Source organism: Caballeronia sp. AZ10_KS36, assembly GCF_023631105.1.
Taxonomy (GTDB): Bacteria; Pseudomonadota; Gammaproteobacteria; order Burkholderiales; family Burkholderiaceae; genus Caballeronia.
Window position 1 is genome coordinate 127,869 of the sequence record NZ_JALQDQ010000028.1, and the last position, 17,159, is coordinate 145,027.

The window sequence follows — 17,159 nt, forward strand, 5'->3', positions numbered from 1 at the left end:
AGGAGTGTCTCCGATGACTGCTGAGAACAATCGCGCGGAAGAAGCGCGCGCGATGGAACGTATCGTCAATGCCACGCGGCAGGTGCAGTCCGCGTTCGTCGCGCTGCAAAAGCAGTTTCCGCCCGAAGGCGACGGCCGGCCCTCGCAGATGGCGCTCCAGACGTTCGACGCCGCGCTGCAGGAGCTCGAAGACGCGCAGGCGTCCTTCGACACCATGCTCAACGATCTCTTCGACGGCAACCGCTAGGCGTCGCCCAGTACCTTGCGCAAGGCCGGCACGTCGTCTTGCGCGGCGCGGCTGCGGTCCTCCACCGTGGGCGCGTTCGTCTGCGAATCGAGGCCGGCCCACGACACGCCATCGGTGGACTGGCGGCGCGCGGCCGCCACGCAGGCATCGACCAGTTCCTTGAACGAGACCGCCGCCGAACTCGTCCGCACCAGCACTTCGCCTTGCAGCGGACTTTCCGCGACCACGAGCCCGACGATCAACTCCGCCGCGGGCGCGCGCTGATGCAGCCGGCGCAGCAGGTTGCGCAGATACGGCGGCGATTCGGCGGCATCGAACGAGACGACGCAGATGATCGTCACGCCCGACAAGTCCACTTCGCCGAAGCGCCCGCGCGAGAACCGCTCGTAGCCGGTGAAATCCGCGCCCAGCCCATGCTTGCGGAAAAGCTGCACGGCGATGGTCGCGGCGAGATCGTCGAGCGGACTTCTCCCCGCGATGCACAGCACCGACGCGGTGTGCCCTTCCGCGCCCGCGTCGAAGTATTCGGGCGGCGATTCGGATGCGATTGCGGTCGTGTCGTCGGCGGCGAGGTTCACGAGCGGCTCTTCCTTGCGCTGAACCACGGGCGTCACGTCCTCTGCGTCTTCCAGGCCTTCGATGATATCGAGCGCCGATTCGTTGATGCGCTTCAACTGGTCCGCCGTCACCACGCCGCGCAGCACGTCGTTATGCGCGAGCCGCAAGCCTTCGAGCGCGACTTCGTCGTAATACGCGACGAGCGACCGTTCCTTCAGCAGCGACTCCGCCTGCACGAGCGCCTCGTCTGGATCGTTGGCAAGCAGGCGCTGATAGAAGTTTTCCGCCGGTGTCAGCGCGGGCCGGTCGCCGAAAAGCACATCGAGAAATTCGAGGCGGTCCACGTGTCGCCCGAGAATGACGAGGCAAAGCGTGAGCGGCGTCGAAAGCACGAGGCCGATCGGCCCCCAGATCCAGCTCCAGAAAATCGCCGCGACGATCACCGCGAACGGGGAAAGGCCCGTGCTGTGTCCGTACAGAAGCGGCTCGACGATCTGCCCGGCCACGATGTCGGTGGCGCCGTACAGCACGATGGTCCAGATGAGCATGGTCCAGCCCGGCCCGACCGCCGCCGCGAAAATCACCGCGAGCAACGCGGCGATCCATGTCCCGACATACGGCACGAAGCGCAGGAGCGCCGTCATCACGCCGAAGAGCAACGCCCCCGGCACGCCGATCACCGCAAGCCCGATGCAGATGACCGTTCCCACGCCGACGTTGATGCCCAGTTGCGCGAGGAAATAACGCGAGAGGCGGCGCGCGGCCTCGTCCATCGCGGTGGTCGCGCGATGCAGGTCGCGCGAACCGAAGAGGCGTATCAGCCGGTCGCGCAGGTCTTCCCGCTGCAACAGGATGAACACCGCGACGACGAGCACGATGCCGGTGGTTTCCAGCGGACTGATCACGGGCGAGAGAAACCGCTGCGCGAGTTCCAGCGGCGACGGCGCGGGCTCGTGGACTTCGACGGGCATCGGCTGGTCGATCGGCGAAGCGGCCGGGTTGTCCTCGTTCGCGTGCGGCTCCTGCTCGCGCGCCGGCGACAGACGCTTCAGCGCACGCGACGCGCGCCCGAGAAACGCGTCCGCGCGGCCGACCGTCATGCGCTGGATGCTGTCGACCTTGCGCTCGACCGCCACCTGATACTTCGGCAGATCGCCCGCGAGTTGCGCGACCTGCGCGCCGATCAGCGCGCCGACGGCCGTCAGCACCGACAAGGCGACCACGACCGCCACGATCACCGACGGCACCTGGCCGAAGCGCAGCCGCCGCAGAAAATCGACGAACGGCGCGAGCAGAAAACTGAGCAGGATCGCGAGGATGATCGGGATCATCACCGCACGCCCGAAATACAAGGCGCATATCACGACGACGACCGCCACGAGCGACGCCAGCGCGCGCAGGCCCGGCGCGTCGGGCGGCAGGATCTTCGCAGGAGGCCGGCGCGGGCCGGGAAGTGGAGGCATGGAGTCGGCTCGTAGGAAATCCTTTCCGAGAGAAGCAAGGCGCGTGCCGGTGAGCTTTTTCGGGAGCGCGTCGTCGATAGGTGAGCCGATACGGGAAACGCGCGCGGATTGATCTGGAAATGAGAACAGTCATTTGATTTCCGCTCGTATTCTGCTTCGCCACGCACGAACTCATACTGCCTCTCAAGCGACCGGGAGTCCCCCGGTCCACATGAGAGGAGTTGCCATGAAGCTCTACCATCACCCGCTTTCCGGCCATTCGCACCGCGCTCGCCTCTTTCTGCATCTGCTGAACGTCGAGCACGACGAAGAGGAAGTGGATCTCGGCACCCGCGCGCACAAATCGCCCGAATTCCTGCGCCTGAACCGCTTCGGCCAGGTGCCCGTGCTGGTCGACGGCGAGCACGTCGTTCAGGATTCGAACGCGATCCTCGTCTACATCGCCAAGAAGGCGGGCGCGACGCAATGGCTACCCGAAACGCCCGCCGAAGCCGCCGCCGTGCAGCGCTGGCTTTCGGTCGCGGCGGGGCAGATCGCATTCGGCCCGGCGGCCGCGCGTCTCGTCACGGTGTTCGGCAGCAAGTTCGACGTCGACGAAGTCATCGCCCGCGCGCATGCGGTGCTCAAGGTGATCGACGACGAATTGCAAAGCCGCGACTGGATCGCGGATATCGGCAGCGCGCATCCGACCATCGCGGATATCGCGCTTTACAGCTACATCGCGGGCGCGCCGGAAGGCAATGTCGATCTGTCTGGCTATCGCAACGTGCTGGCGTGGCTCGCGCGCATCGAGGCGTTGCCGGGCTTCGTGCCGATCCAACAGACCGCCGCGGGCCTGCGCGCCTGACCGCTTGCCGGAGACGACGATCATGCCTGCCACCGCTTCGATTACCGCGCCTTCGCCCTGGCATCGCGGCGAACTCGAGCTGCAAACCGCCGCTGGCGTCGCGGCGCGCATGCACGACGTCGGACAGCGCGTCGTGCGCCCGTTCATGCCGGATCAGCATCGGCAATTCTTCGCGCAGTTGCCGTTCATCGTTGCCGGTACGGTCGATGCCGACGGCGACGCGTGGGCCACGTTTCTGACCGGCCGCCCCGGTTTCATGAGCACGCCGGATGCGACCACGCTTTCCGTCGAGCACATTCGCGATCCGCTCGATCCCGCCGACGCGGGCCTTGCCGACGGCGCGTCGGTCGGCTTGCTCGGCATCGAGATGCATACGCGGCGGCGCAATCGCGTGAACGGCGTGATTCATCGCAATAACGCGGCTCACGGGCAAGCATTTGAGGTGGCCGTCGAGCAGAGCTTCGGCAATTGCCCGCAGTACATTCAGTTGCGCGACTTCGCGTTCGTGCGCGACGCGTCGGCGCCCTCGCCGTCCAGTCCCGTTTCGCTCGATGCGCAGTCGCCGCGCATGCGGGCGATGATCGAGCGCGCCGATACGTTTTTCGTCGCGTCGTACTTCGATCGCGAGGACGGGCGTCGCCAGGTGGACGTGTCGCATCGCGGCGGCAAGGCGGGCTTCGTGCGCGTGTCCGGCGACGGCGCGCTTACCATTCCCGACTTCGCGGGCAATCTGTTCTTCAACACGCTCGGCAATATCGCGGTGAACGGCCGGGCGGGACTCGTGTTCGCCGATTTCGAAACCGGCGACGTCCTGCAACTCACGGGCGATGCGCAAGTGCTGCTCGACTCGCCCGAAACCGCCGCTTTTCAGGGCGCCGAGCGGCTGTGGCGCTTCGTGCCGCGCCGCGTTCTGCTGCGCGAAGACGCGCTGCCGCTTCGCTGGACGTTTCGCCGCGAAGGCTGGTCGCCGAACTCGCTGATGACGGGGGACTGGAACGAAGCCGCGCAGCGCATGAAGGCTGCGGCGCTCGCTAATGCGTGGCGGCCGTATCGCGTGAGCCGGATCGTCGATGAAAGCGACGTGATCCGCTCGTTCTGGCTCGAACCGGCGGATGGCGCGGGCATCGTGCCACATGCGGCGGGCCAGCATTTGCCGGTGCGCGTGACGTTGCCGGGCGAAAGCAAGCCGCTCGTGCGCACGTACACGCTGTCGGTCGGGCCGGCGGACGGCGTGTATCGCATCAGCGTGAAGCGCGAGGGCCGGGCGTCGGCATATCTGCACGACGCGCTGAAAGTGGGCGACATCATCGAAGCGCGGCAGCCGGCGGGCAGCTTCACGATCGATCCGTTCGAAGCGCGCCCCGCCGTGCTGCTGGCCGCGGGCGTCGGCATCACGCCGATGCTCGCGATGCTGCGCCACGTCGTCTACGAAGGACTGCGCAAGCGGCGCGTGCGTCCGGTCTGGCTGATCGCGTCGGCGCGCACGCTCGCGAACCGCGCGTTCGCCGCCGAGATCGACGCGCTCGCGCAAAGTGCGGGCGGAGCGGTCAACGTGATACGCGTGTTGAGCGACCCGCAAGGCGCGCAACTCAAGCGCGATTACGACGTGTCGGGCCGCATCGACATCGACCTGCTGACGAGCGTGCTGCCCTTCAACGACTACGACTTCTATCTGTGCGGACCGGGCGCGTTCATGCAATCGCTCTACGACGGCCTGCGCGCACTGAACGTTGCCGATACGCGCATTCATGCAGAAGCATTCGGTCCCGCATCGCTCGTGCGCACGCCGGATCGCGGCGTCGAGATGAAGCCCATGCGCCCGCCCGCCACCGAAGCCGTGCCCGTGCGCTTCGTGAAATCGCAACGCGATGCGCAATGGCAGCCCGCGAGCGGCACGCTGCTGGAACTGGCCGAAGCGTGCGGCGTGGAAACGGAATCGAACTGTCGCGGCGGAACGTGCGGGACGTGCAGAACGCGCATCGTGAGCGGCGCGGTGTCGTATGCGAGCGAGCCGGCGTTTCACGTCGATGACGATGAAGCGCTGATCTGCTGCGCGCGCCCGGCGGCGGACGCGAACGCCTGGCTGCAACTCGATCTGTGAAGCGATGCGCGATTGCGGGACGCCCCGGCATGCCCGAGAATGCACGGCAACTTTATAGCCCGCTTCCCGCATCCGACATGGACCGTTTTCAGGCAATGTCGACCTTCGTCACGGTGGTCGAAACAGGCGGCTTCGCGTCGGCCGCGCGCAAGCTCGATGTCTCGCCTTCGGTCGTGAGCCGCGTCGTGACCGAACTCGAAGAGCGCCTCGGCGTGCGGCTGCTCACGCGCACCACGCGCGTCGTGCGCCTGACCGACGCCGGCAACGGCTTCTTCGAAGACTGCCGGCGCATTCTCGGCGAAGTGGACACCGCCGAACTCGCCGCGCGGGGCACGCACGCATCGCCGCGCGGCGTGCTCTCGTTGACCGCGCCCGTCTTGTTCGGCCGGCTGCATGTGACGCCCATCGTGCTCGACTACCTTTCGCGTTATCCCGAAGCCGATGCCAACTGCTGGTTCGTCGATCGCGTGGTGAATCTCGTCGACGAGGGCATCGACGTGGCCGTGCGCATCGCGCAACTGCCGGATTCGTCGCTACAGGCGATTCCCGTCGGACGCGTGCGGCGCGTGCTCTGCGCGTCGCCCGCCTATCTCGAGAAGCACGGCACGCCGTCGCGCCCGGAAGACCTCGACGCACACACGATTATCGCGTCGACGGGCTCGTCTTCGCCGCCTGAATGGCGTCTTCACGACGGCGATCGCACCGTGATCGTCCGCACGCGAGCGCGCTTCGTCACGACGACGAACGATTCGGCGATCGATGCCGCGCTCGCGGACTTCGGCATCGCGCGGCTCCTGTCGTATCAGGTCGCGCAGCACGTAAGTGAAGGCCGGCTCGTGATCGTGCTCGCCGAATTCGAGCCGCCGCCGCTTCCCATTCATCTCGTGCATCGCGAAGGACGCCACGTCACGCAGAAGGTCCGCGCGTTTCTGGATCTGGCCGTGGCGACGTTGCGCGCGGATGCATCGTTGCGCTAATCGGGCTAAACGAAGCGCGTGGCCGCTTCGTGATCTTTGAAGAATCGAACGCCCGTTAGGGCGCGAGCCGTGCAAAATGGCGGCAAACCATGCAACATAGCTCTCTTCGGCGTATTTGCGCTTCCAGCCGCGTTCCGGCTCGACGAACCGGCTCTTCCGAACCTCAACGGCTCACGCACCATGACGAACCCGACCTCTCCCAACAATGAACGCCCGCTCGACATGATCATCTTCGGCGGCGGCGGAGACCTGGCGGCGCGCAAGCTGCTGCCCGCGCTGTACATGGCGCACACGCACTGCAACCTGCCCCCCGAGACGCGCATTCTCGCAATCGGCCGCAAGGACTGGACGCGCGAAGATTATCTGAAGAACTTCATGGAGAAGCAGTCGCGTCCGTTCATCGACGAGAAGGCTTTCGATGCGCAGTCCTGGGACAAATTCCTCGCCCTCTTCGACTACGTGCGCGTGGATGTGGAGAATCCCGACGACTTTCGCCGCCTCGGGGAAGTCACGCGCCCGAACGTGCAGCGCGTGTTCTATCTCTCGACGTCGCCCGAACTCTTCACGACGATCTGCGACAACCTCTCGGCGGCCGGCATCGTCGACGATCAAGCGCGCGTCGTGCTGGAAAAACCGCTCGGCCATGATCTGGCTTCGGCACGGGCCATCAACGACGCGGTCGGCCGGCACTTCAAGGAAGAGCAGATCTACCGCATCGACCATTATCTCGGCAAGGAAACGGTGCAGAACCTGATGGTGCTGCGCTTCGGCAATCCGATTTTCGGGCCGCTGTGGCAGGCGCCGTATATCAAGAGCGTGCAGATCACGGTGGCGGAAACGGTGGGCGTGGGCAGCCGCGCGGGCTTTTACGATCACACCGGCGCGCTGCGCGACATGGTGCAGAACCACTTGCTGCAACTACTCTGCATCGTCGCAATGGAGCCGCCCGTTTCGCTCGATCCGGACGCCGTGCGCGACGAGAAGCTGAAGGTGCTGAAGTCGCTGCGCCCGATGACCGTTTCCGACACCGCCCGCGACACCGTGCGCGGCCAGTACGGGGCGGGCGCGGTCGGCGGCGAGCCGGTCAAGGGTTATCTGCAAGAAGACAACGTGCCGCCCGACAGCCGCGCGGAGACGTTCGTCGCGTTGCGCGCGCATATCAACAACTGGCGCTGGGCCAACGTGCCGTTCTTCCTGCGCACCGGCAAGCGCATGCAGACGCGGCGCTCGGAAATCGTCATCGACTTCGCGGATCTGCCGTTTTCCATCATCCCGAGCGGGCCGCGCAACTATGGCAACCGTCTCATCATCACGTTGCAGCCGGAAGAGTCCATCCAGTTGCAGATGCTCGCGAAGGAACCGGGCAGCGGCATGCAGATGCTGCCCGTGAACCTGAATCTGGACCTTCAGCAGGCCATGACCCAGCGCCGCGCGGAGGCGTACGAACGCTTGCTGATCGACGTGATTCGCGGCCGGCTCACGCACTTCATGCGCCGCGACGAACTCGAAGCGGCGTGGGCCTGGGTCGAGCCGATTCTCAACGGCTGGAAGGAACTCGGCGACCGGCCGCGCGGCTATACGGCGGGCACGTTCGGGCCGGCGGCGTCTTCCGCGTTGATGGCGCGGGAAAATCTGGCCTGGGCGGAAGAAGGTTGATTCAGCGCATCGCGGGGCGCGCCACGCGCCGCGATGCGAGCGCCCTTCCCGCGGCCATCACCGCCGCGAGCACGCCGATTCCGCACAGGATGCCCGCGAGCCGAAGCGCCGCGGGCATCGGATCGGACGACCAGTGCTGATCCTGCACGAACACCATGATGAACGCGATGGTGAACTGCCGCCCGACGTAGCTTGCGCCTTGCGCGCCTGTCTGCACATGACAGCCGATCCACACGCCCGCGCATAGCGCGAGCATGCACGCGGGCTCGCTATCGCCGATGAGCGGCAACAGCGCGAGACTCACCGCGCCCGCGATCAGGCAGCCGAGCACGCGCTGCACCATGCGCGACCCAATGGGCCGGCGCGTCGGCTTGCCGAGCGCCGATGCGGGAAGGATTAAAACGGCAATCGCCGTGACCATCGCCTGCGCGAAGCCGGGCAAGTGCCACGCATACGCCACCGACGCCAATATCGCCGCCGACCACGCCGCATGCCACGCGAGGCGTTTGCGCGCGACGCGGGCGGACTGCATGGCTTGCTGCGCGCTGAGTGCGTGCAGGCTCGTGGCCGCATTCGAGGCAATGACGGAGACGGCCGCCGTCTCTTGGCTCGATCCATCGACGCGATCCGCCGTCGACGACGCCCTCGCGCTCGATACGGGCGCCGCGCCCCGCGACTTCCGATACTGCTGCGCCGCCGCGTGAAAGAGCGCGGACACGGCGACGCACGCGAGCGTCCCGACGACGACTTCGGCCACGCGCGACAACGCGAACGAAGCCGTCGCCGACGCCGACGCCAGCCGATGCGCCTCGAACGTCACCATCAGCGATGTCACTGCGCCCAGCACCCACGCATAGCCGGCATCCGACGCGAGCGCGCGATACACCGACACGCCCGCGATCAGCGCCAGCAACGGCACGAAGAGCCACGGCGTATCGCCGATCAGCGGTCCCGCCGTCGCGCCGAGCAACGCGCCCGCGAGGTCCCGAGCACGCGATGCACGCCACGCTGCGCGCAGGCCGAGAACTTCGACTGCATGACCGCGAAGCCGCTGATCGCCGCCCACCAGATATGTTCGAGCCGAAAGGCATATGCAAGCGCGACCGCGAGCGCGACAGATGCCATCGCCTGCGTCGCGAAGAACGCGCGGGCGGGCGTCGGCCTGATGGCGGCCAGTTCGCCCCCGAGCGACACGAACGCCTCGCGCACGAGACCAGCGACCGTGTCGAATGCAGCGAATGCCCCGCGCGACGTGGCGACCGTGGCGGAAGGGTTGTGAATCGTGGAATGATCGTTCGGCATCGTCGGCGGTGGCGGGTTCTTGTCTGAGCGTAGACGCGGATCGGCACGAGCGCAATGGATGCGTCGGCGTCCGGCAGCATCCGCACGCCGATGCTATGGTTGAGACTCGCAACCTGCAATGAACCGGCGACATCACGAGGACATCTCATGGCGAAAGTACTGGTGCTCTATTACTCGATGTACGGTCACGTCGAAACCATGGCGGGCGCCGTCGCGGAAGGCGCGAGCGGCGTACCGGGCGTCGAGGTCACGGTGAAGCGCGTGCCCGAAACGATTCCGGCGGATCAGGCCGCCGTCATCGGCGTGAAGCTCGATCAGCAGGCGCCCGTGGCCACCATCGACGAACTCGCGAACTACGACGCCATCATCTTCGGCACGCCTACGCGCTTCGGCAACATGGCCGGGCAGATGCGCACGTTCCTCGACCAGACGGGCGGCCTGTGGGTGAAAGGCGCGCTGGTCGGCAAGATCGGCAGCGTGTTCACGTCCACGGCTTCGCAACACGGCGGGCAGGAAACCACGATCACGTCGTTTCACACGACGCTTCTGCATCACGGCATGATCGTTGCGGGCGTGCCTTACGCGTGCGCCGCGCTCACCAGCATGTCGGAGATCTCGGGCGGCACGCCGTATGGCGCGACCACCATCGTCGGTGCGGACGGCAAGCGTCATCCGACGCAGAACGAACTCGACATCGCGCGTTATCAGGGCAAGCACGTGGCCGAGCTGGCAGTCAGGATCGCGGGCAAGTGAGACGCGCTTTGGCTCAATCTGTTGGCGCTTATGCGACATCTGCGATGCTCGGCGCTCGCGCTCGCCTTGCTGCGAGCCGTCGCGCGGGATTGGCACGGCCGCTGCGTAACGAGCGCGTCGCGCGTTGCTGCCTGCCACTGCAAAGCGCGACCGGACCGGCCGCTGCTTGCGCCGGTCCGTTCTCTTATTCATTCGTGGTCGCGTGAAAGCGGGTATCTCCGGCTCCCGTCGGGCAAGCTCGATGGCGCGCAGCCCGTGCATCTCCAATCCGCGAGTGCCGACGCATAACGCGCTGTCGCCGGCTGCGGCGCTGACCGCAGCGATCTATCAGATGAACGGCAGCAAGGGCGCAGCCGGATGACGCACAATGCTCTTCCTGTGCGGACGCATAGCGCTCCCGCTTCGCGCCGGTTTAATTCGTATAACTAACGATATGATTGCTTGACCTTCGCAGGCACAACGCCGCGTGCGCGCGCAGAACTGCATGACTATCGCAAACTGCGTGACGTTACTCATTGCATCGTGGCGGTTGCGTCCGAATCGAGGACGCTTTACCGTTGTTCGCAAGCCTGGTGACGAAGCCCGCCGACCGGGCACCATCGCTCCCGAAAACGCTCACCGCAAACCGATCCCGTAACTCCTCACCTTTGCCAAACCCGCCACCATGAGCCTGACCGCCCCCGCCTCGCAGCCCCAGAACCTACCGCCGCAGGGCCTCACGCCCACGCGCGAGCAAATCATCCGGCATCTGCGGCACGCGAGCGCCGTCGCCGAGCGCGCGACCTTGCTCGGGCATCATCCGTTCGGCGCGATTCTCGTCGGCCCCGATCAGGAAAGCGTGCTGATGGAGCAAGGCAACGTCGATACCGTCAACCATGCGGAATCGGTGCTGGCGCGCGTCGCGGCGCTCAACTTCACGCCGGACTATCTGTGGAGCTGCACGCTGTACACATCGGTCGAGCCGTGTTGCATGTGCGCCGGAACGGCCTACTGGGCCAACATCGGACGCGTGGTCTACGGGCTGACCGAAGAGCGTCTGCTCGAAGCCACCGGTAACCACGCGGAGAATCCGACGATGAGCGTCTCGTCGCGCTATGTCTTCGACCATTGCCAGAAGCAGGTGGAGCTGATCGGCCCGATCGCCGAAGTCGAGGAAGAAGTCTTGCGCGTGCAACGGGCCTTCTGGTCTACGCGATAAACGGCGGGCACCGCTAGATCACATTGAGCATCGCAAGCGCCGTCTCCTGCAACGGCGGCAATACGCGGGCGAGCGCGGCCTCGCTCGTCTCTTTCCCGATCGGCATGTTCACGGACAGCGCCGCGACCACTTGCCCGTGCCGGTTCTTGATCGGCACCGCGACGCCACGCACGCCCACCTGCAACTGCTGCTCGAACGCCACGAAGCCGTCCGCGCGCGCCTGCCGAATCTTGTCGTAGAGCGCCTCCTTGTCCGTGATGGTGAGCGGCGTGAACGGCCTGAACTCCGTTGCGTCGAGCCATGCGCGCACCGCGTCCTCGTCCGTCCTGTAGGCGAGCATCACGAGTCCGGCCGACATCAACGCAGCCGGAACGCGCGCGCCCAGCACGAAGCCGGTGGTCATCACGCGCGAGGCGCCGTTGCGCGCGATGATGACGAGATCCCATTCGTCCAGCACGCTGACATACACGTTCTCATGGATCAACGCGCTCAGGTGCTGCAAATACGGCTGCACGATGCGCGGCAGCCGCGCCGAGTCGAAGTACGACCAGCCCACGCGCAGCACGCGCGGCGTCAGATTGAAGAGCTTGCCGTCGGTCTGGACATAGCCGAGATGCGCGAGCGTGAGCAGATACCGGCGCGCCGCCGTGCGCGTGATGCCGGTGCGCACGGCCGCTTGGGTCGGGGTCATGCGCGCGTGCTGGTCGTCGAACGCTTCGAGAATCGCCAACCCCTTCTCCAGCCCGGCGATCCAGTCGCGCTTGTCCAGTGGCGGTTTAGTCATATGCGGTTCGAGCCTCAGCTAGTGCTAACCCCCAAAGCGGCCGATTATCGAACGCGTGCGTGCGATAATCGCGCAAACTTTATCACAAATCGTTGCCCGCTCGTGGCTGCGCTCTTATGCTCGTTTCACTCGTAAGGGACATGCTCGCGAGCCTGGCTCGATTGCCACGCCGCCCGACCACGCGGCGGCGCGAATCGGCAGAAAACGCAGGGAAGAAGAAGGCACAGGCGCAGCAGAACCACTCGTTAAACCGTTATTCGGAGACACTTCTATGGCTAGCCTTAAGGAAGAGGCGCACGGCGGCCGCCAGGCGAAAAAAGCGACGGCGAGCGGCTGGATCGGCTCGGCGCTCGAGTACTACGATTTCTTCATCTACGCGCAGGCGGCCGCGCTCATCTTTCCGCAGCTGTTCTTCCCGTCGGGCAATCCGAAGGTGGCGATCGTCGCATCGCTCGCGACGTATGGCGTGGGTTATGTGGCGCGGCCCATCGGCGCGTTCGTGCTCGGGCATCTGGGCGACACCCACGGCCGCAAGAACGTGCTGCTCACCTGCATGTTCCTGATGGGCTTCTCGACGATGGCGGTCGGACTCTTGCCGACGTATCACAGCGTCGGCATGCTGGCGCCCACGCTGCTCGTCGTATTGCGGCTGATCCAAGGCTTCGCGGTGGCCGGCGAAATCTCGGGCGCAAGCTCGATGATCTTGGAGCACGCACCGTTCGGCCGGCGCGGCTACTACGCGAGCTTCACGCTTCAGGGCGTGCAGGCCGGCCAGATCCTCGCGGCTGCCGTGTTCCTGCCGCTCGCTGCGTTCATGCCCGAGCCCATGTTCAATTCGTGGGGCTGGCGCGTGCCGTTCCTGCTGTCGGCGCTGGTGCTGGTCGCGGGCTACATCATCCGGCGCGAAGTGCACGAAACGCCCGCGTTCTCGGCGGAAGGCGCGCACGGCGAGCTGCCGAAGTCGCCGATCAAGGAGGCCTTCGCCAACAGCACGCCCGACATGCTCCGCGTCGTCTGCATGGCGCTCATGAACGTGATCCCGGTCGTCGCGACCATCTTCGGCGCGGCCTATGCGGTGCAGGCGTCGTACGGCATCGGCTTCCAGAAGAGCGTGTATCTGTGGATCCCGGTCATGGGCAACATTCTCGCGGTGCTGGTGATTCCGTTCGTCGGCAACCTGTCCGACAAGATCGGCCGCCGCATGCCGATGATCGTCGGTTCGCTGCTCGCGGGTCTCTTGTCGTTCGCGTATCTGTATGCCATCAGCATTCGCAACGTGCCGCTCGCCATCGTCATGTCGCTGTTGATGTGGGGCGTCGTGTATCAGGGCTATAACGCGATCTTCCCGAGCTTCTTCCCCGAGCTGTTCCCGACGCGTTCGCGCGTGTCGGCCATGGCAATCGCGCAGAACATCGGCACCACGATCACCGCGCTGCTGCCCGCGCTGTTCGCGGCGGTCGCGCCTCCGGGATCGGCCAACATTCCGCTCACGGTCGGCGCGCTGGCGTTCGGCGTGACGATCATCGCGGCGATTGCGGCGTGGTCGGCGCGCGAGACGTATCGCGTGCGTCTGGACGACCTCGGCAAGAAAGACGCCGTGCCGATGAGCGAGCAGGAATACGAGCGCATGCGCGCCGATTCGATGGCCGTCGAGAAGGTGGCCAAGGCTCACGCCTGAACGCAACACGCGTTGTTCAAGGGCCCTCCGGGGCCCTTTTTGTTGCTTCGCGATAACATGCGAGCCACTTCTTGCATGACGCGGAGGCATGAATGGCGGGGTTCAACGAGCGCATCCTGAACGGCATCAGCGTGTTCGCTGCGATCGTCGATGCGGGCACGTTCGCAGCAGCCGGCGAGAAGCTCGGCATGTCGCAGCCGGGCGTGAGCCGCGCCATCGCGCGTCTGGAAGCGCGCCTGAAGATACGCCTGTTCGACCGCACGACGCGCACCGTCTCGCTCACCGACGACGGCCGCCGCTTCTTCGAACAGGTCATGCCGCATCTCGTCGGCCTCGAAGAAGCGGCGGCCACCGCATCCGGCAGCGCGACGGCGGTGCGCGGGCGGCTGCGCGTGAACGTGGACCCGATCTTCTCGCGGCTCGTGCTCGGCCCGAAGCTCGAAGCGTTCATGGAAGCGCATCCCGAGCTCGAACTCGAGTTGCTCACGCGCGACCGGCTGGGCGACATGATCGCCGACGGCTTCGATCTCGCCGTGCGCTTCGGCGAGCCGCGCGATTCGAGTCTCGTCGCGCGCAAGCTGCTCGATACGCCGGTGCGCACCGTGGCCGCGCCGTCGTATATCGCGCGCTGCGGGCGGCCCGCGACGCCGCAGGCGCTCGCGAGCGGCGCGCACACGTGCATCGAATTCCGTGATCCCGAAACGGGGCGGCCGTTTCCGTGGGAGTTTCATCGGAAAAAGAAGCGGCTCACGGTCGAAACGCGCGGGCATCTGACGCTGAACGATCCCGGCACCATGCTGAGCGCGTGCCTGTCCGGATACGGCATCGCGCAGATACTCGAACTCGGTCACGCGCATCTGATGGCGGAGGGCGCGCTGATCGACCTGTTTCCGGACTGGCCCGACGAGCGCTTTCCGCTCTATGCGTTTCATCCGTCGCGGCATCATCCGCCGGCCAAGACGCGGGCGTTTCTCGACATGGTGATTGCGCTGACCGGGGCGGAGACAGGCGGGTGATTGCGGTGCGCGGTGTTTATTGCAGTGGCTCTGCGCGCGTCGAGTGGTCAGCGCGCGCAGGCATCGGGCCGCGCTTTCGTGCCGCGACGCTCGGGCGGCACCTTGCAATTGTCGACGCGTTGCTCGTCGCTGGCTTTGTCGCCGAGACGTTCTTTCAGCGTCTTGGGCTCGGAGGCGGCCGACGCGCCGGCGGCATCGTTGCCAGCGGCAGTGCGGGCCGATGCAAGGACGAGCAGCAGCAAGGCAACACGAAACCAGCGGTTGAACATGATCGAGCCTCGTCAAAGCTCCGAGTCTCACCGCATCGCCACGGCAGCGCACTCCGTTGCTTGCTCTTTCATTTCGACGCCGCGCAAGCCGCGCACCGACACCGCGAGCCCGCCCGCGCCCGCGCGGTTTTCGACAGTCAAGGTCGCCTGATGCCGCTGCGCCACGCGCGACGCAATGGCAAGCCCGAGTCCGCTGCCCTGCCCGTGCGTCCCCGCGCCGCGATAGAACCGGTCGCACGCGCGCTCGATCTCGTCGGGCGGAATGCCGGGGCCCGTATCCAGAACCGTCAGCGCGATGCCGTTCGACTCGCGGCGCAGCGTCACATCGACGCGTCCACCGGGCGGCGTGTGGCGGATCGCGTTATCGAGCAGATTGTTGAGCAGCACGGCGAGCGCATGCGTGTCGCCGAGAATCGCGAACGCGTCGTCCTCGCTGCGTGCATCTTCCAGTTCGAGGCCGAGGTCGATCGACTTCGCCTCGGCAATCAACGAGAAGTCCGACACGCGCGTCTCGCATAGCATGCGCAGGCTCATCGGCGCGATGGCCGCTTCGCGTGCCGCATCCTCGCGCGCCATGCTGAGCAACTGCTGCGCAAGATGAATCAGCCGGTTCAGCCGACCGTCTATCTTGCCGACCGTCGCTTCGTCTACTTTGAGCGAGCCGTCGCTGATGGCGCCTTGTATCTGCAATTTGAGCGCGGTGAGGGGCGTGCGCAGTTCGTGAGCGGCATCCGCGATGAACGTGCGCTGCGCCTCCGACGCCTCGTTGAGACGCGTGAGCAGGCCGTTCAGCGCATCGACGAGCGGACGCAGTTCGACGGGTGTGCGCGCGGCGAGCGACACGGGCGCGACGGATTCCGGCGAACGCGCGGCGAGCGACCGCGAGAGCCAGCGCACCGGCGCGAGGCCGCGCGCCACGACCACGAGCACGATCACCACGATGACCGGTATCAAAAGCGCGAGCGGCCAGATGGTATGCAGCGCGAGGGAAATGGCCATGTCCTCGCGCACGAAGTACGGCTGCGCCACCTGCACGAAGCGATCCGGCAAGGTCATGCCGAACGCGCGCCAGCGGTAGCCTTCGCGCTCGGCGGACTGAAAGCCGTCGCCGAAACGCGGCAGCTCGGGTTCATGCGGCGAGTGATAGATGAGCCGCCCGCTCTTGTCCCAAATGTCGATGACGAGCCGGTCGTCGGCGATGCCTACGAGATCGTGGCTGCGTCCTTCCGCGACATCGGCGGCGGTGATGTTGCCCGGCAGCGAGACGGCAACGGTGCGCAGCTCATAGTCGAAGAGTTCGCCCGCCTCCAGCTGCGCCATGTGGAAGATGCCGTAGCCTGCGAGCAGACACGCCGCGGCGAGTCCGCAGATGAGCCAGCCGAGCAGCCAGCGCCGGATGGAGTTCATCCGATCCTCTTCAGCCGATAACCCACGCCGCGCACGGTCACGATCTGCTCCGCGCCGATCTTGCGCCGCAGGCTATGCACGTGGACTTCGATTGCGTTGCTGCCCACTTCCTCGCCCCATCCATAGAGTTTCTCTTCCAGCTCCGAGCGGCGGAACACGCGCGACGGCTCCTCGATCAACGCCTGAAGCAGCGCGAATTCGCGCGGCACGAGATTCAGCGCGACGCCGTCCTTCGAGGCTTCGTGGGCGGCCGGATCGAGCGACAAGTCGCCGTGCGTGTAGACGAGCTGCGTATGGCCCGTGCGGCGGCGCAGCAGCGCGCGCACGCGGGCGGCGAGTTCATCGAGATCGAAAGGCTTGAGCAAATAGTCGTCCGCGCCGGCGTCGAGGCCGCGGATGCGGTCGTCCACCGCGTCGCGCGCCGTGAGAATCATGACGGGCGCATGGCCGCCGTTCTTGCGGTAGACGCCGAGCACATCGAGGCCGTCACGCTTCGGCAAGGTGAGATCCAGCAAGACGAGGTCGTACACGTCATTGCCGAGCGACAATTCGGCCGCGCGGCCATCCTGCGCCCAATCCACGGTGTAGCTGGAGCGGCGCAACGCGGCCAGCACCGTCTCGGCGATCATTTCGTCGTCCTCTACCAAAAGCAGGCGCATGCCCTTCCCCAAGCTTTGACGTGGCGGCCATTCTCCTTGCGTCTTGCTTAAGCGCCACTTAACGCCCGGCACGCCGAGCTTAAGCATCGCATAAGCAACCAGCCCGCACTATACCGCCACGCGCGCCGCAGACCGTGCGCGCGCATGCGGTGCTCGTCGCGCTGATACGCATCGGACGACGCATCGCGAGGCTCGCATTCGACGCTGCGGACGGACCGTGCGCGGCCCTTCTCCATCAAGACGA

At 66.1% G+C, this 17,159-nt stretch carries 16 protein-coding genes; 9 read left to right on the top strand and 7 right to left on the bottom strand.

The annotated features are described in order from the left end of the window. The first annotated feature begins 13 nt into the window (after positions 1 to 13). Positions 14 to 247 (top strand): hypothetical protein, encoded by a 234-nt coding sequence (locus tag NCR35_RS19005; protein WP_159839271.1) that lies wholly within the window; start codon positions 14 to 16, stop codon positions 245 to 247. Here the strand turns inward: NCR35_RS19005 and NCR35_RS19010 are convergent. After that, positions 244 to 2,268, bottom strand: a complete 2,025-nt coding sequence (locus NCR35_RS19010) for an AI-2E family transporter (protein ID WP_250535641.1) — start codon at positions 2,266 to 2,268, stop codon at positions 244 to 246. The two genes, NCR35_RS19005 and NCR35_RS19010, sit on opposite strands and share 4 nt — an antisense overlap. A 226-nt stretch (positions 2,269 to 2,494) precedes the next feature. On the opposite strand from NCR35_RS19010, the gene NCR35_RS19015 reads away from it, so the two are divergent. The 4 genes from NCR35_RS19015 to zwf all read left to right on the top strand — a co-directional run bounded on the left by NCR35_RS19015 (position 2,495) and on the right by zwf (position 7,849). Further along, positions 2,495 to 3,115, top strand: a complete 621-nt coding sequence (locus NCR35_RS19015) for a glutathione S-transferase family protein (protein ID WP_250535642.1) — start codon at positions 2,495 to 2,497, stop codon at positions 3,113 to 3,115. Positions 3,116 to 3,137: 22 nt separating this feature from the next. After that, on the top strand, positions 3,138 to 5,216 hold the full coding sequence (locus NCR35_RS19020) for a 2Fe-2S iron-sulfur cluster-binding protein (RefSeq protein ID WP_250535643.1): 2,079 nt from the start codon (positions 3,138 to 3,140) through the stop codon (positions 5,214 to 5,216). A gap of 77 nt (positions 5,217 to 5,293) precedes the next feature. Further along, positions 5,294 to 6,193 carry a LysR family transcriptional regulator gene (locus tag NCR35_RS19025; RefSeq protein ID WP_250535711.1) on the top strand — a complete coding sequence of 300 codons (900 nt, stop codon included), beginning with the start codon at positions 5,294 to 5,296 and terminating at the stop codon, positions 6,191 to 6,193. Positions 6,194 to 6,373: 180 nt separating this feature from the next. Next, positions 6,374 to 7,849: a glucose-6-phosphate dehydrogenase gene (gene zwf / locus NCR35_RS19030; RefSeq protein WP_250535644.1), complete on the top strand. Its 1,476-nt coding sequence runs from the start codon at positions 6,374 to 6,376 to the stop codon at positions 7,847 to 7,849. Between the two features lies 1 nt (position 7,850). Here zwf and NCR35_RS19035 read toward each other — a convergent pair whose 3' ends face one another. After that, the gene (locus NCR35_RS19035) at positions 7,851 to 8,819 is read right to left on the bottom strand and encodes an FUSC family protein (RefSeq protein ID WP_350029217.1); all 969 of its coding nucleotides are present in this window, start codon (positions 8,817 to 8,819) and stop codon (positions 7,851 to 7,853) included. Then, positions 8,792 to 9,151: an FUSC family protein gene (locus NCR35_RS30025; protein WP_350029218.1), complete on the bottom strand. Its 360-nt coding sequence runs from the start codon at positions 9,149 to 9,151 to the stop codon at positions 8,792 to 8,794. The genes NCR35_RS19035 and NCR35_RS30025 overlap by 28 nt, the downstream gene beginning before the upstream one ends. Positions 9,152 to 9,298: 147 nt before the next feature. On the opposite strand from NCR35_RS30025, the gene wrbA reads away from it, so the two are divergent. Beyond that, positions 9,299 to 9,904 (top strand): NAD(P)H:quinone oxidoreductase, encoded by a 606-nt coding sequence (gene wrbA, locus NCR35_RS19040; protein WP_250535645.1) that lies wholly within the window; start codon positions 9,299 to 9,301, stop codon positions 9,902 to 9,904. 664 nt (positions 9,905 to 10,568) lie between these two features. Continuing rightward, on the top strand, positions 10,569 to 11,102 hold the full coding sequence (locus tag NCR35_RS19045; protein ID WP_250535646.1) for a nucleoside deaminase: 534 nt from the start codon (positions 10,569 to 10,571) through the stop codon (positions 11,100 to 11,102). A gap of 13 nt (positions 11,103 to 11,115) precedes the next feature. Here NCR35_RS19045 and NCR35_RS19050 read toward each other — a convergent pair whose 3' ends face one another. Continuing rightward, positions 11,116 to 11,886 carry an IclR family transcriptional regulator domain-containing protein gene (locus tag NCR35_RS19050; RefSeq protein ID WP_250535647.1) on the bottom strand — a complete coding sequence of 257 codons (771 nt, stop codon included), beginning with the start codon at positions 11,884 to 11,886 and terminating at the stop codon, positions 11,116 to 11,118. A 271-nt stretch (positions 11,887 to 12,157) separates the two neighbouring features. Between NCR35_RS19050 and NCR35_RS19055 the strand changes: the two genes are divergently transcribed. Both NCR35_RS19055 and NCR35_RS19060 read left to right on the top strand, forming a co-directional pair. Next, positions 12,158 to 13,564: an MFS transporter gene (locus NCR35_RS19055; RefSeq protein ID WP_250535648.1), complete on the top strand. Its 1,407-nt coding sequence runs from the start codon at positions 12,158 to 12,160 to the stop codon at positions 13,562 to 13,564. 92 nt (positions 13,565 to 13,656) lie between these two features. Continuing rightward, positions 13,657 to 14,580 (top strand): LysR family transcriptional regulator, encoded by a 924-nt coding sequence (locus NCR35_RS19060; protein WP_250535649.1) that lies wholly within the window; start codon positions 13,657 to 13,659, stop codon positions 14,578 to 14,580. A 47-nt stretch (positions 14,581 to 14,627) separates the two neighbouring features. Here the strand turns inward: NCR35_RS19060 and NCR35_RS19065 are convergent, their stop codons facing one another. The 3 genes from NCR35_RS19065 to NCR35_RS19075 are packed head-to-tail and all read right to left on the bottom strand — an operon-like array spanning position 14,628 to position 16,915. After that, the gene (locus NCR35_RS19065; protein WP_250535650.1) at positions 14,628 to 14,822 is read right to left on the bottom strand and encodes a hypothetical protein; all 195 of its coding nucleotides are present in this window, start codon (positions 14,820 to 14,822) and stop codon (positions 14,628 to 14,630) included. Positions 14,823 to 14,876: 54 nt separating this feature from the next. Next, a complete protein-coding gene (locus NCR35_RS19070) occupies positions 14,877 to 16,256 on the bottom strand; it encodes an ATP-binding protein (RefSeq protein ID WP_250535651.1) in 1,380 nt (459 codons plus the stop codon). Further along, entirely contained in the window at positions 16,253 to 16,915 is a 663-nt protein-coding gene (locus NCR35_RS19075; RefSeq protein WP_250535652.1) for a response regulator, read from the bottom strand. Before NCR35_RS19075 ends, NCR35_RS19070 begins: the two co-directional genes overlap by 4 nt. Positions 16,916 to 17,159: the final 244 nt, after the last annotated feature.